Below are 13523 nucleotides of genomic sequence, written 5' to 3' on the forward strand. Positions count from 1 at the left end.
TTTCTATCCACTTTCCCTCTTTATTTATCATTAATTATCTTTTTTTCGAGTCTGTCCGCTAGTGGAATCTCAATCAAATCGCCCATTCTTAGTTCCTTTAGGCCTAGGGCTACTGCTTTTGCCCCTTCATCATCTTTTTCAAGACCCAAAATTGACATTAAATATGCTGCACCTGTTTTTCCTGCCAGTTCTCCAAATACGATTCTTCTTGTATTGCCAACTGCCCTTGGTGGAATTGGTTCATAGGCAGCTGGATTTCGCAGTATCGCTGCAAGATGTGTTCCTGCTTTGTGTTTGTATGCAGAAGAACCGACTAGTGGTTTTGAATCATATGGTTTAATCGAAGTATAGTTTTCAATTAGTCTTGACAAGTCTAACAACATATCCAATCTAAAGTCATTTGGAGATTTGTAAAGATATGTCAATGCTACTGCAACCTCTGCAAGAGGTGGAATTCCTGTTCTTTCACCAATCCCATCAATTGTGGTATGTATTTGATCTACACCTGCATCACATGCTGAAAATGCATTAGCTACTGCAAAACCAATATCATTATGAACATGTGCATCAAGTGGAACATCAATTTCATCTCTTACAGTCTTGACAAAATTATACATGCCAATAGGACGCATGATGCCAACAGTATCTGGCAAACTAATTCTATCAACACCTGCCTCTTCAATTGCCTTACACACTTTAAGTAAAAATCCTGGTTCTGCTCTACTACCATCTTCAACTGTAAATCTAATTTTAAGTCCATGTGATTTTGCATACTCTACTGTCTCGACTGCTCTGTCTAATGCTTCTTCTCTGGTGATTCTCAGTTTATCTTTTAGATGAATGTCTGAAATTCCAAGATATGCTGCACACCATTTTGCATCAACACTCAATGAAATGTCAATGTCTTCTTTTAGAGCTCTACCGTGAGATACAATATCTGCCTTTAATCCTTGCTTGATAATTGTTTTAGTTGCTTCTTTATGATCACTTGAAACAACTGGTGAGATTTCAATTTGGTCTACTCCAAAATAATCTAACATCCATGCAATTTGTATTCGTTGTTTGTTTGTAAATGAAACACCTGGATGTTGCTCTCCTTCTCTTAGAGTACTATCTAGTACCTTGATCTTCTTTGGAGTTTTCTCGTATGCATTGTAAATGTCTGCATAGTAATTCGGATCTTTCATTACAGAAAACGTTGACATTAATTGAGAATATAAACATATTCGTACTAGTTTCGCTCAAAATTAAGTGTATAGATCCTAATTTAGGCAAGTATAGAAATTATTTAACGAAAGTCGTATTATGCTACTTTACGAAGTATGATGACTGTATTGCTGTCAATCACACCTGGGATTTTTCTTAATGCATCAATGCTGTTATTGATTTCAGAAATATTTGTGGCACTAATTATTGTCGTAATGTCGTACTGACCTGTGATTTCGTAAACTGTTTTTACTCCTTCTAATTTTACTAGTTTCTCAGAAACTTTGGCAGTATCTGTTGCAGAATCAACGGATATCAAAACAATTGCACTTGTAGTGTTCTCCTCTCCAATCTCAACTGTGAATCTTTTGATAGTTCCACTATCTACCAAATTTTTTACTCTTCGTCTAACTGCTGATTCTGATAATTTTAGCTTCTTTCCAATATCTACAAATGATTCTCGAGAATCCTCTTTGAGAAAGTTTATTATTTTTTCATCAATTTTATCTTTATACATTAATTTTTTTCTCCTCTACAGTTAGTACTTTATCTAGGGTTTCTAAAACTTTCGTTACGTCTTCTTTAGTAATTACTAGTGGTGGCAAGATCCTAAGAATATTTCTTCCCGAATATAACATGAGAACCCTCTCCTTCATGAGATTCATTAGAATATCTTTTACCTCAAACTTCAATTCTACACCTATCATCAATCCCTTTCCTCTGATTTCTCTAATTATTGGATGCTTTTCTTTTAATTTCTCTAAACCTTCTCTGAAGAACTCTCCCATTTTTTGAGAGTTTTCAATCAAGCCGTCTTGAGTCAGTGCCTGTAATGTAGCAATACCTGCTGCACAAGAAAGTGGATTTCCTCCAAATGTAGATGAATGCTCTCCTTTACTCATTGAAGCAAGAATGTCTGGTCTAACTAAAGTTGCACCCATTGGGACTCCACCTGCAATTCCTTTTGCAAGACACAAAATGTCTGGCGCTGTATTCCAATGTTCACATGCCCATAATCGTCCCGTTCTACCCAATCCTGCTTGTATTTCGTCAAAAATTAATAGAATTCCTTTTTCATCACAAAGCTTTCTTACTTCTTGTAAAAATCCGTCCGGTGCTACATTGATTCCACTTTCCCCTTGAATTGGTTCTAAAATTACAAATGCTGTGTCTTCATCAATTGTTGAACGAAGAGATTCAATATCTCCAAATGATGCAAATGAAACTTTTTCAACTAGTGGTTCAAATGCTTTTTTATATTTTGGATTAAATGTTAATGATAATGCACCTAATGATTTTCCATGGTATGATCCTTTCATTGCAACCATTCCTTTTTTACCTGTAAACTTTCTTGCAAATTTTATAGCTGCTTCTATTGCTTCTGCACCGCTATTGTTTAGGTGAACTTGAGTAAGTCCTTTTGGTGCAAGTCCAATCAGTGTTTTGAGAAACTCTTCTCTTGTTTTGTTGTACAATGAACTGTGAACTGTAATTATTTTGTCTACTTGATCTTTGATTGCTTTTACAACTCTTTTATTTTGATGTCCAACTATTGCAACACCATATCCTCCCATGCAATCGATGTATTCTTTTCCATCAATATCCCAAACATGTGCTCCTACTCCTTTTTCAATTGTAACTGGGAACCTTTGATACAGGCCTCCCATAAAGTCGTCTTCAGTCATGTTTAATCACCGTACAGTTATCGTGTGAAATGGCCGATGATATAGGATTTTCTCTTTGACCGTTTGCAATTAGTGCCTCTTTTACTCCCATGTCTAACGCTTCAGTTGATGCAAGAATTTTCTTTTCCATTCCTGGACCTATCTTTGGTCTAATCTCTTTTGCTTCTGCTAGGGTTAGTTTTGTAACAAGTTTGTCATCCATTAGCAGTCCATCTACATTTGTTATGAATAACACTTTATCACAACCTACACTTCCTGCAACATATGCTGCGGCTCTGTCTCCGTCTACATTGAGAAAATCTGATTCTTCGCTAATTGCAATAGGGGAAATTACAGGCGTCAAACCTTGCTTTAGTAGTAGTTTAATCAAATCTGAATTGACTTTGGTGATTTTACCTGTGTATCCACCATCAATTGCTTGTTTTCTACCTTTTTCATTAATTATCAATAATGTCTTTTTTCTTTCTGCCTGAATTATTTTAGCATCTACTCCAGTAAGACCAATTGCATTAATTCCGTTTTTCTGAAGCATTTGAACAATTGATTTGTTTATTCTTCCAGATATTACCATGGTAAAAATTTCTGCAGTCTCTTTGTCTGTGTATCTACTTTTAATTCCACTAGGTGATGTTACAAATTTTGGTTCTTTGCCAAGTTGCTCACAAACTTTTGTTACTTCTTTTCCTCCGCCATGAACTATGATTAATCCTTCTGTCTCTGCAACTTTTTTAATGTCTGCAAGAGTTGATGGATGTAAATTATCTACTACACTCCCACCGATTTTAATTGTGATCATTTCTATACTGGAGTTAATGGAGTGTATCTCAAACCATCCATCTCATCAAAACCACACATAACATTCATGTTTTGTATGGCAGAACCTGCTGCACCTTTCATTAAGTTGTCTGATGCTGAAATAGCAATCAATCTGTGGTTTTCTTCATCAATGTCAAAACCAATGTCACAAAAGTTTGAACCAACTACAAATTTTGGATCTGGGAATTTGTAAAGTCCTTTTTTATCTCGAATCAATCGAATGAATCTTTCTTGACCATAAGTTTCACGATAAATCTTCCAGATTTCTTTTTCATCCAAATCTTTTTTCATAAATGTATGATTAGTACATAAAATTCCACGAACTACATCTACTGCATGTGGACTCATAGAGACATGAATTTTCTTTCCGGCAATCTCACTTAGCTCTTGTTCTATTTCTCCAGTGTGTCTGTGTTTTGCTGGTTTGTATGGTCTGATTACTCCTGCTCTCATTGCATGTGCAGTTCCTGAACCAGAACCTGCCCCTGATGAGCCAATCTTAGAATCTACAATTATGTGATCAATATCGATTAAATCATTTCTAATTAATGGCGCAAGTGCTAATGTTGATGTTACTGCCATACATCCAGGACAAGATACCAGTTGTGCTTTTTTGATTGCCTCTCTGTGTAATTCTGGAACTCCAAATACTGATTTTGGCAAGTAGTCTGGGTGTGGGTGTTCCCATCCGTACCACTTATCATAATCTGCAGCATTATGTAATCTATAATCTGCACTCAAATCAATAACTTTTAGACCTCTATCATACAATGCTTTTACAATTTCAGTTGCAGTCCCATGTGGTACTGCTGTAAAGACCAGGTCACATTTATCAGTCATTTTATCATAATCTAATTCCGAAAAAGTAAGATCGGTAAATCCTTTCAAACTTGGTTGTATTCTATGAAGATACTCGCCAACATGCTGTCGTGATGTAACCATTGCGATCTCTACATCTGGATGATTCACTAAAAGACGAAGTGTTTCTCCTCCGACATATCCTGATGCACCTACAACACCGACTTTCATCATACTCCTCACGTAAGGAACTATAATTTATTTCCTAACATATCTGAAGGCGTATTCTACCATTTCTTTTGGTATATTTCGTCTAGAAACTTTTGAGAGTCCCTTAAACTCTACAGTATTGTTAACTTCATGAACAACCAATCCGCGTTTTTCGTCTTCCATAATGTCGATCCCTAAAATTCCACCACCCATGGCTTTGGATGCTTTTGTTGATATTTCTTCGATCTCTTTTGTGATCTCACATAACTCTGGATCTGCACCAAGTGCAATGTTTGTCTTAAAACCCCCCGATGATTTTCTATACATTGCAGCAATTGGTTCATCATCAATTGTAATCACTCTAATGTCTCGTGGCGGTCTGTTGATAACTTCTTGAAGGTAGAATATTCTATCATGGGGGCTATCTGTTATGTCTCTGATCTCAAATAATGCATCTGCTGTATCTTTGTCTTTTAGTTGCATTACCCCTCTTCCCCAGCTTCCTATGACTGGTTTTATCACCAAAGGATATCCAACTTTTTCAAGGTTTTCAGAAGCGCTCTCACTTGTGAATGAAAAATATGTTTTTGGCGTAGGTACATTATGTTTTTTTAGCATTAAAGTCATGAACATTTTGTTTCCGCACATGCTTGCAACTTGAAACTTGTTGAGCACTGGAACATCCATAAATTCTAGACAAGATGTAAAGTGCAGTCCTCTAAAGTAACTAACACATCTCTCTAAAACAACGTCTCCAAAATCAAAATCTTCTTTTTTACTGTCTGTATTGACTTGAGTAATCTTGGCATCCTGCATCACTACATGATGACCTAGATTGGATGCCTCTTTTTCGAGCATCTTTTCTTCCGTTCTTAGACGGTCAAATACAACACAGATTTTTGACATTACTCTCCCCAGTCTTCGCCTACGGTTTCTGCTTGTTTTAGCTCAACAATAGATCCATTTTTTTTTGCGATCTCAAAGTCGGCACCACAATCAGAACAAGAGATTATCTCTCCAACAGAGGCATCGTCTGGGATGTTAAGAGTTGCATCACATTCTTGACATTTCATATTTTTGTTGACCTTTTCTTTTGTAATTTATTAGCTTCTGTTGATTGAATTCCCCACAATTCTACAAATCCTTTTGCCATTTTTTGATCAAAAGTTGATTCTGATCCATATGTAGCGATCTTGTGACTATATAGTGAATAATCTGATTTTCTTCCAACAACTCTCATGCTTCCTTTGAAGAGTTTTATCTTTACAGTTCCTGTTACTGGTTTTTGTGATGTCTCGATGAATGAATCAAGGTCTTGTTTTAGTGGGTCTTGCCATAATCCTGAATATGCAAGATATGCCCATTCATCATCAATGATTGATTTGAATTTGTTTTCATGTTTTGTATGGACCATTTTTTCTAAATCTGAATGAGCTTCAATAAGACACAAAGCGCCAGGTGTTTCATACACTTCACGGGATTTTATTCCAACAACTCTGTCTTCAATGTGATCAACAATTCCAACTCCTGCATCTCCTGCTTTTTTATTTACGTATTCAATTAATTTTATGGGTTCAAGAATTTTTCCGTCTACTGCAACTGGAATTCCTTTTTCAAATTTAATTTCAATATATGTTGGTTTATCTGGTAAATTTTTTGTTTTTACCCAAATGAATGCATCGTCTGGTGGTTCACTGTAAGGATCTTCTAAAACCCCACCTTCAATTGCACGTCCCCACAAGTTTTGATCAATGCTAAATCTTTTTGCTACTGAATCAATTTCAATTCCATGTTTTTTTGCAAATGCTAATTCTGTTACTCTGTCTAAATTCTTATCTCTGATTGGTGCAATGATTGGCAAGTCAGAACCTGAACGCAATGTAATATCAAATCTAACTTGATCATTTCCTTTTCCTGAACATCCATGAGCTAACGATGTTACTTTTTCTTTTTTTGCAATTTCTAAAACTTTTTCAGCAATCAATGGTCTTGCTAATGCTGTTGCTAAACAATATTTTTTTTGATATAGTGCATTTGCCTTAATTGAAGGAAAAATAAATTTTTCAACAAACTCTTTTCTTGCATCAATGTTGTAGTGTTTTTTCACTCCAAGTTTTTTTGCTTTGGCCTCGATTTTTCTCTGATCATCGCCTTGACCTACGTCTACAGTTACTGTGATTACATCCATGTCGTATTCTTCTTGGAGGTATTTTACAACAACTGATGTGTCCAATCCACCAGAAAATGCAAGAATTCCTTTTCAGTCATAAAACATCTTTTTCCGTTGTAATTTGGAATTTATCTTTTGTGTTGCAATGAAAATAAAAAATTTCTTTCAATTTTGCCTAACTAGCTTGAGCTAAAATTCGATGATTATTTAACAGCCAAAATATAACGCTGTTTTATGAAAATGCGATCAATAATTTTGGCGGGAATCGCTAGTATCATTTTGATATTATCCGTTGGAATTATTGTTAACACTGATGGATCTACTCGTGAAAATAAGATCCGAGTAGCATATTTCCCTAACATCACTCATGTTGTTCCAATTATTGGACTTGAGAGAGGAACGTTTGCAAATGAAATTGGAAATACAATTACTATTCAACCGATTCTATTTGATTCTGGACCTCAGGTGATAGAATCAATTTTTGCAGGTTCTGTTGATATAGCATATGTTGGTCCTGGACCTGCAATTAATGGATTTTTAAAATCTGAACATCACAATGTAAAAATTTTATCTGGTGCTGCAAGTGGCGGTGTCAGTTTTATTGTTCATCCTGATTCAAAAATTAATTCTGCTGAAGATTTTATAGGCAAACGAATTGCAGCTCCTCAAATTGGAAATTCTCAAGACATCTCTTTGAGAACTTATCTTTCTGCTAATGGATTAAAACCAGCTGAAAAGGGAGGGTCTGTAATAGTTTTGAATGTACCTAATTCAGATATTTACACGTTATTTGCAAAAGGTGATATCGATGCTGCTTGGGTTGCTGAACCCACTGCCACATTATTGGTGCAGAAATTAAACGGAACAAGATTGTTTGATGAAATTGATATGTGGCCTGATCAAAAATTTGCATCTGTTTTATTAATTGTCAATGAAGATTATGTGAATCAGCATCCTGAAGTAATTCGTAAATGGCTAGAGGCACATCAACAAACAATTGATTGGATAAATTCTAACCCTGAAGAGACAAGAATAATTTTTAATCAATTTCTCAAAAGAGAACTGGGCAAATCTCTTTCTGATAATTTAATTGATGAATCATTATCTAAGTTACAAATTACATCTGATCCTATTGTTAGTTCAATTGAGACTTTTGCTAAAAGAGCAGATTCACTTGGATATCTTGGACGACATGGGTATAGTTTGGATGGAATTTTCTTTGACATAAATTCAAATTCCCAATTACAGGAGGTTTTGATACCTTGACAAAACTTGAGGCTAAAAATATTGTAAAATATTTCAAGCATGATAGTCATCGCCTAAAGGCATTGGGCGGCGTAAACTTGGAGATTGAAGATGGTGAATTTGTCTGTCTAGTAGGGCCCTCTGGATGTGGAAAATCAACTTTTTTGAGAATTGTTGCTGGATTGGAGACTCCTGAAGAAGGTGAAATTCTATTTGATGGAAAACCTGTTACCACTACTGGTCCTGAAAGAATCATAGTTTTTCAAGAAGGTGCATTGTTTCCTTGGTTGAAAGTACAGGATAATGTAGAATTTGGATTGAAGATGGCAGGAATCCCAAAAGAAGAACGTGTGCAGATATCTAAAAGATACTTGGATATGATGCAATTAACAAAATTTGCAGATTCATACACTTACCAACTTTCAACTGGAATGAAGCAAAGAGTTGCAATAGCTAGAGCTCTGGTAATGGATCCAGATGTCTTGCTAATGGATGAACCATTTGCAGCACTTGATGCTCAAACACGAGATTTGTTGTTAGTTGAAATGCAATTGATATGGGAAAAAACGAAAAAAACTATTCTGTTTGTAACTCACAATGTTGCAGAAGCTACAGTACTTGGAACAAAGATTGCAATATTTAGCAATAGGCCATCCGTAATAAAAAAAGTAATCAATGTAGAGTATAAACGTCCTAGACTTGTAGAGGATCAAAATTTACTACCACTTCAACAAGAAATTTTATCTGAATTACGACCCGAGGTAAAGAAAAACCAGTGATACTAATGAAAAAAAATACTTTGATGAAACAAATTATCTTTTATGTTGTACTGGTAGCTATTTGGCAAATTGTTTCAATGACAAATATCTGGCCAAACAATCTCTTTCCTTCTCCATATGAGGTAGCTGAAGATTTAGTATACACTGCATCAGATGGAAGTCTGTTCTATGGAATAGGAACTAGTCTTTTGAGATTAGTTATTGGATTGGCAATTTCAATAGTTGGTGGAATGTTGCTTGGAATATTGATGGCAAGAGTAGAGACTGTAAATCAAACTATTGGCTCGTTGGTTTTAGGTCTACAATCAATTCCATCAGTGGCATGGGTGCCTCTTGCAATACTTTGGTTTGGATTAACTGATGGCGGAATTATTTTTGTCACTGCAATAGGCTCAATGTTTGCAGTTACAATCGCTACTTATTCTGGAGTGAAAAACATCAATCCTCACTATATTGAGGCTGCCAGAAATATGGGTGCAAAAGGAACTCAGTTGGCTACATATGTCTTGATTCCTGCGGCGTTTCCTTATTTGATATCTGGCTTCAAACAAGGCTGGGCATTTGCCTGGAGAGGAGTAATAGGTGCTGAATTATTATTCTCATTTTTAGGATTGGGATTTTTGCTAAATGTAGGACGACAACTAAATGATATCTCCCAAGTGTTTGCAATAATGTTGGTAATTATGATGGTTGGAATTGCAATCGATGGAGTAATCTTCAAAAAACTTGAAAATAAAGTAATGTCTAGATGGGGATTACGTTAAACTCTATTGTTTTATTTTTAGAGATACTCCAAATGCTACAATAATTATTACAACTGCAAAATACATTACAGCATGATAATCAAATAAGAACGCAATACTTCCAGCAATCACTGGACCTACAACTGTTGAAATAGATATTGTAGAGCTAAAAATCCCAGTTGATGTAGACCGTGGATTGTTTTCCATCAAATGAAAATTCCCTGCAATAAACAATAATCCCCACGTTACTCCTACTAGTGCCATAAATGGCATCGACATCCACCAATCTGTAATTAATGCCAACCCTACAAAGACAAATGAAGTACTGCCAATCCCTATTTTGAATTTAGTTGGATTTGAGAGTTTAATTTTACTTGCCATCAAATTCATTGTGATAAATGCCATCACTGTATTTGCAACATATACTATTGATACTTGATAAAGCTCGGCACCTAATTTTTCCATTAACATCAATGGAAAAATTGTCCAAACTGCAGTAGCTCCAATATGTCTTAGGAGTAAAGATGAAAAAAGGAATTTATTTTTTGAAATTACCTTTTTTGTAGTACCTGGTTCTATCTCTTTGTCTTGGAGTGGGTTTGGCAGTTTGATAGTAAATAATAATCCGATAAAAAATGAAGCTGCACTAAGTAAAAACACAATCTTGAGATCATTTGCAAATCCGGCTGCAGCAATTCCTGCAAGCCATCCTAATGCTTGAAATGAGATTACAGTGGCGGCTCTCTTTTTTTCAATATTTGCCTCATATGTGTAGGCAATCATGGCTGGAATCATTACTCCACTGGCAACTCCAGCTGCAATTCTTACTAGGAACAGCAAAGAGATGTCATTTGCAAAATAATGCAATCCAAAAGCTATTGCGCATCCAATAAACCCAATTCTGATGAATTTGAGCCTAGTGCCTTTCTTGTCTGAGTGTCTTCCAAAATAAATCTCCGATAAAATTTGAGCAAAACTAAATGAAGCAACAATCAATCCTATTTCAAATATTGATTCTGTAACTCCCCCTTGCAATTAATGGCATGAATACAAATACCATTGAGATTCCTGCATGTTGAAAAAAGGTTGCACTTCGAACTAGGTTGTTGACTTGAGTCTTGAGCATAAATTTACATAAAAACACATTTCACCTAATTTGAATATACGGTCTAATACTAACAATAACTGTGGATTTTTCTCAAAAGAGTTAAACTATCATTAAGCATTTGAAAAATAAATTGACTCAAAAAGAACCATTTCTTGTAGCATTACAAAATAGAATATTGCTTTTTGATGGTGCAATGGGTACTGAGATTCAAAAGTATGATCCAAAGCCTGAAGACTTTCCAAATAACCAAGATGGATTCAACGATGGATTAGTATTAACTCATCCCGAATGGATAAAACAAATTCATAGAAATTATTTAGATGCAGGTTCTGATTGTATTGAAACAAATTCTTTTGGATCAAATAAAATCAAATTAGACGAATATGGTTTTGGAGATCAAACAATAGAATTTAATAAAAAAATAGCTAGTCTTGCAGTTGAAGTCTGTTCAGAGTATAATGATAAACCACGATATGTGATTGGCTCAATGGGACCGTCTGGTTATCTTCCAAGTTCAAATGATCCTGACTTGGGACAAAAACCCCTAGATGAAATTAGAGATGCTTTTGAATTGCAAGCTGAAGGTCTAATTCTTGGAGGCGTTGATGCTCTTTTAATTGAAACAAGTCAAGATATTTTGGAGGTGAAACTTGTCATTGAAGCATGTCATAAAGCAATGAAAAAAACTGGAAAAAAAATTCCAATAATTGCAAATACTACTTTGGATCAGTATGGCAAAATGCTACTTGGGACAAATATTCAAGCTGCATACACTACAGTATCTGATATGGGAATTGATGTCTTTGGATTGAACTGTTCCACCGGTCCTGTTGAAATGACTCCTAGTGTTAGGTGGTTAGATGAGCAAAATGAACATAACATATTGGTTGTCCCAAATGCTGGCATGCCTGAAAATCAGGGTGGACGTGCTGTATACAAGATGACTCCTGAAAAAATGGGTGAAGTGTTAGGGGATTTTCTTAAACAGTACAAAAAAGTTCGAATAATCGGAGGCTGTTGTGGTACCAATCCACAACATATTGCTGCACTACGGAAAGTAATTGACGAAAAGGACTATTCTATCAAGAGTTAGGTATTTAGAAAAATGAGGAGACTTTATCATATTGATTCCAAGAGTTAGCTCTGCACTAAAAGCAGTTGATTTGAAACAATTGCCACCTCCTTTGATAATAGGAGAGCGAATCAATACACAGGGTTCTAGAAAAGCAAAACAACTTGTACTCAATGATGATTTTGATGGGCTAGTAGATTTAGCTAGAACCCAAGTAGAAGATGGTGCACATTGTCTTGATGTCTGTGTTGCAACAACTGAGCGTTCTGATGAACGACAATTCATGATACATCTTGTAAAAAAATTAAGTTTAGAAATTGATGCTCCTCTGGTAATTGATTCTACAGATCCTGATGTGATAAAAGCAACTGTGGAACAAATTCCTGGTAGACCAATAATTAACTCAATTAACTTGGAAGGGGACGGAAGTCGATTTGAAAAACTTGCTCCTATAATGGCAAAGTATGGTTTACCTGCAATTGCATTATGTATTGGACCAAAAGGTATGGCAAAAACTCCTCAAGAGAAAGTTGAAACTGCTGAATTACTTTATGAGACAGGAAAAAAATATGGTCTCCAGATTGAGCAATTTATTTTTGATGTTCTAACATTCACACTAGCTACTGGCGAAGATGAGTTTTTGGATGCAGGAAAAAATACTTTGGAAGGTATTAGACTAGTCAAAGAGAAATTTCCAAACTCATTTACTACTTTGGGATTGAGTAACATTAGTTTTGGATTAGTTCCATATGCAAGAAAAGTTCTCAACTCTGTTTTTTTGTATCATGCTGTCAAGTCTGGACTGGATACTGCAATTGTCAATGCAAAAGAGATTATTCCATATGGTGAAATTGATGAAAAAGAAAAAAACTTGCCGAAGATTTAATCTTCAACACTCATCCAAATGCCTTATCTGAATTAATAATTTATTTTGAAAAGGCAGGAAATCAGGGTGAGACTGCTTCAAAAAAGATGGATGTGGATCCTACTTGGGCTCCTGGAAAACGTGCCTATTTTAGAATTTTAAACAGACTAAAGGATGGAATTGAAAATGACGTAGTTTCAGCAATTGCAGAAAAAATTGGTAAAAATGAAATAATCAAAAACAACAATGGCGCTCTCTCACTTGATGTCCCACAGACAATTACTCATGATGGTGCAATTAGAACACTAAATGAGGATCTCCTTCCTGCAATGAAGGAGGTCGGCGACAAATTTGGCTCTGGTGAATTAATTCTGCCATTTGTTCTCAAATCAGCTGAATGCATGAAGGCAGCAGTTGGGGAATTAGAAAAATATCTAGTCAAAGAAGAAGGCACTTCAAAAGGAAAACTTGTACTGGGAACAGTTTATGGCGATGTACATGACATTGGAAAAAATCTTGTAAAGACAATTTTTCAAAATAATGGTTACACAGTTTATGATTTGGGAAAACAGGTGCCACTACAGAAATTTTTAGATAAAATAGATGAAGTAAAACCTGACGCAATTGGTCTGTCTGCATTATTAGTATCAACCTCAAAGCAGATGCAGTATTTTGTTGAACATGCAAGAAAAAACAATATGGGTATTCCAATTCTATGTGGTGGTGCTGCAATTAACAGTAATTACATTAACAGAATTGCAAAAGAAGGTGGGATTTACGAATCTGGTGTGTTTTATTGTAATACAATGTTTGAAGGACTCAAAAC

Annotated in this window: 13 protein-coding genes and 1 pseudogene; 5 read left to right on the plus strand and 9 right to left on the minus strand. The window is 35.5% G+C overall.

The features are described from left to right. Positions 1-20 precede the first annotated feature (20 nt). The 8 genes from BG20_RS07915 to BG20_RS07950 form a co-directional block, all read right to left on the minus strand. The gene (locus BG20_RS07915; protein ID WP_010193339.1) at positions 21-1187 is read right to left on the minus strand and encodes a LeuA family protein; all 1167 of its coding nucleotides are present in this window, start codon (positions 1185-1187) and stop codon (positions 21-23) included. Between the two features lie 116 nt (positions 1188-1303). Next, the gene (lysM, locus tag BG20_RS07920; RefSeq protein WP_007402150.1) at positions 1304-1723 is read right to left on the minus strand and encodes an HTH-type transcriptional regulator LysM; all 420 of its coding nucleotides are present in this window, start codon (positions 1721-1723) and stop codon (positions 1304-1306) included. After that, positions 1716-2891, minus strand: coding sequence for an aspartate aminotransferase family protein (locus BG20_RS07925; RefSeq protein ID WP_010193341.1), 1176 nt, complete (start codon positions 2889-2891; stop codon positions 1716-1718). Before BG20_RS07925 ends, lysM begins: the two co-directional genes overlap by 8 nt. Then, on the minus strand, positions 2884-3687 hold the full coding sequence (locus BG20_RS07930) for a [LysW]-aminoadipate/[LysW]-glutamate kinase (RefSeq protein WP_010193344.1): 804 nt from the start codon (positions 3685-3687) through the stop codon (positions 2884-2886). The genes BG20_RS07925 and BG20_RS07930 overlap by 8 nt, the downstream gene beginning before the upstream one ends. A gap of 2 nt (positions 3688-3689) precedes the next feature. Continuing rightward, positions 3690-4736, minus strand: coding sequence for an N-acetyl-gamma-glutamyl-phosphate reductase (gene argC / locus BG20_RS07935; protein ID WP_007402148.1), 1047 nt, complete (start codon positions 4734-4736; stop codon positions 3690-3692). A gap of 27 nt (positions 4737-4763) precedes the next feature. Then, positions 4764-5621 (minus strand): lysine biosynthesis protein LysX, encoded by an 858-nt coding sequence (gene lysX / locus BG20_RS07940; RefSeq protein WP_010193348.1) that lies wholly within the window; start codon positions 5619-5621, stop codon positions 4764-4766. Beyond that, a complete protein-coding gene (gene lysW/argW / locus BG20_RS07945; protein WP_007402146.1) occupies positions 5621-5788 on the minus strand; it encodes an alpha-aminoadipate/glutamate carrier protein LysW in 168 nt (55 codons plus the stop codon). Before lysW/argW ends, lysX begins: the two co-directional genes overlap by 1 nt. After that, positions 5785-6969, minus strand: a complete 1185-nt coding sequence (locus tag BG20_RS07950) for an argininosuccinate synthase (protein WP_048097165.1) — start codon at positions 6967-6969, stop codon at positions 5785-5787. The genes lysW/argW and BG20_RS07950 overlap by 4 nt, the downstream gene beginning before the upstream one ends. Before the next feature lie 150 nt (positions 6970-7119). On the opposite strand from BG20_RS07950, the gene BG20_RS07955 reads away from it, so the two are divergent. The 3 genes from BG20_RS07955 to BG20_RS07965 are packed head-to-tail and all read left to right on the plus strand — an operon-like array spanning position 7120 to position 9673. Further along, positions 7120-8151, plus strand: a complete 1032-nt coding sequence (locus BG20_RS07955; RefSeq protein WP_048097166.1) for an ABC transporter substrate-binding protein — start codon at positions 7120-7122, stop codon at positions 8149-8151. Next, the gene (locus BG20_RS07960; RefSeq protein ID WP_010193355.1) at positions 8148-8909 is read left to right on the plus strand and encodes an ABC transporter ATP-binding protein; all 762 of its coding nucleotides are present in this window, start codon (positions 8148-8150) and stop codon (positions 8907-8909) included. Before BG20_RS07955 ends, BG20_RS07960 begins: the two co-directional genes overlap by 4 nt. Positions 8910-8914: 5 nt before the next feature. After that, on the plus strand, positions 8915-9673 hold the full coding sequence (locus tag BG20_RS07965; protein WP_010193357.1) for an ABC transporter permease: 759 nt from the start codon (positions 8915-8917) through the stop codon (positions 9671-9673). Positions 9674-9676: 3 nt separating this feature from the next. On the opposite strand, the gene BG20_RS07970 is transcribed toward BG20_RS07965, so the two are convergent. Beyond that, positions 9677-10687 (minus strand): MFS transporter, encoded by a 1011-nt coding sequence (locus BG20_RS07970; RefSeq protein WP_010193360.1) that lies wholly within the window; start codon positions 10685-10687, stop codon positions 9677-9679. 203 nt (positions 10688-10890) lie between these two features. Between BG20_RS07970 and BG20_RS07975 the strand changes: the two genes are divergently transcribed. Together BG20_RS07975 and BG20_RS13915 are read left to right on the plus strand one after the other, a co-directional pair. Beyond that, positions 10891-11853 carry a homocysteine S-methyltransferase family protein gene (locus BG20_RS07975; protein ID WP_010193362.1) on the plus strand — a complete coding sequence of 321 codons (963 nt, stop codon included), beginning with the start codon at positions 10891-10893 and terminating at the stop codon, positions 11851-11853. 28 nt (positions 11854-11881) lie between these two features. Next, positions 11882-13523: pseudogene (locus tag BG20_RS13915) on the plus strand (dihydropteroate synthase); the annotation flags it as partial.

The organism is Candidatus Nitrosarchaeum limnium BG20, from assembly GCF_000241145.1.
Taxonomy (GTDB): Archaea; Thermoproteota; Nitrososphaeria; order Nitrososphaerales; family Nitrosopumilaceae; genus Nitrosarchaeum; species Nitrosarchaeum limnae.

Excerpts from the sequence above, each read along its gene's own strand:
- BG20_RS07915 (WP_010193339.1), bottom strand. The coding sequence starts at position 1,187 with ATGAAAGATCCGAATTACTATGCAGACATTTACAATGCATACGAGAAA.
- lysM (WP_007402150.1), bottom strand. The coding sequence starts at position 1,723 with ATGTATAAAGATAAAATTGATGAAAAAATAATAAACTTTCTCAAAGAG.
- BG20_RS07925 (WP_010193341.1), bottom strand. The coding sequence starts at position 2,891 with ATGACTGAAGACGACTTTATGGGAGGCCTGTATCAAAGGTTCCCAGTT.
- BG20_RS07930 (WP_010193344.1), bottom strand. The coding sequence starts at position 3,687 with ATGATCACAATTAAAATCGGTGGGAGTGTAGTAGATAATTTACATCCA.
- argC (WP_007402148.1), bottom strand. The coding sequence starts at position 4,736 with ATGAAAGTCGGTGTTGTAGGTGCATCAGGATATGTCGGAGGAGAAACA.
- lysX (WP_010193348.1), bottom strand. The coding sequence starts at position 5,621 with ATGTCAAAAATCTGTGTTGTATTTGACCGTCTAAGAACGGAAGAAAAG.
- lysW/argW (WP_007402146.1), bottom strand. The coding sequence starts at position 5,788 with ATGAAATGTCAAGAATGTGATGCAACTCTTAACATCCCAGACGATGCC.
- BG20_RS07955 (WP_048097166.1), top strand. The coding sequence starts at position 7,120 with ATGAAAATGCGATCAATAATTTTGGCGGGAATCGCTAGTATCATTTTG.
- BG20_RS07965 (WP_010193357.1), top strand. The coding sequence starts at position 8,915 with ATGAAAAAAAATACTTTGATGAAACAAATTATCTTTTATGTTGTACTG.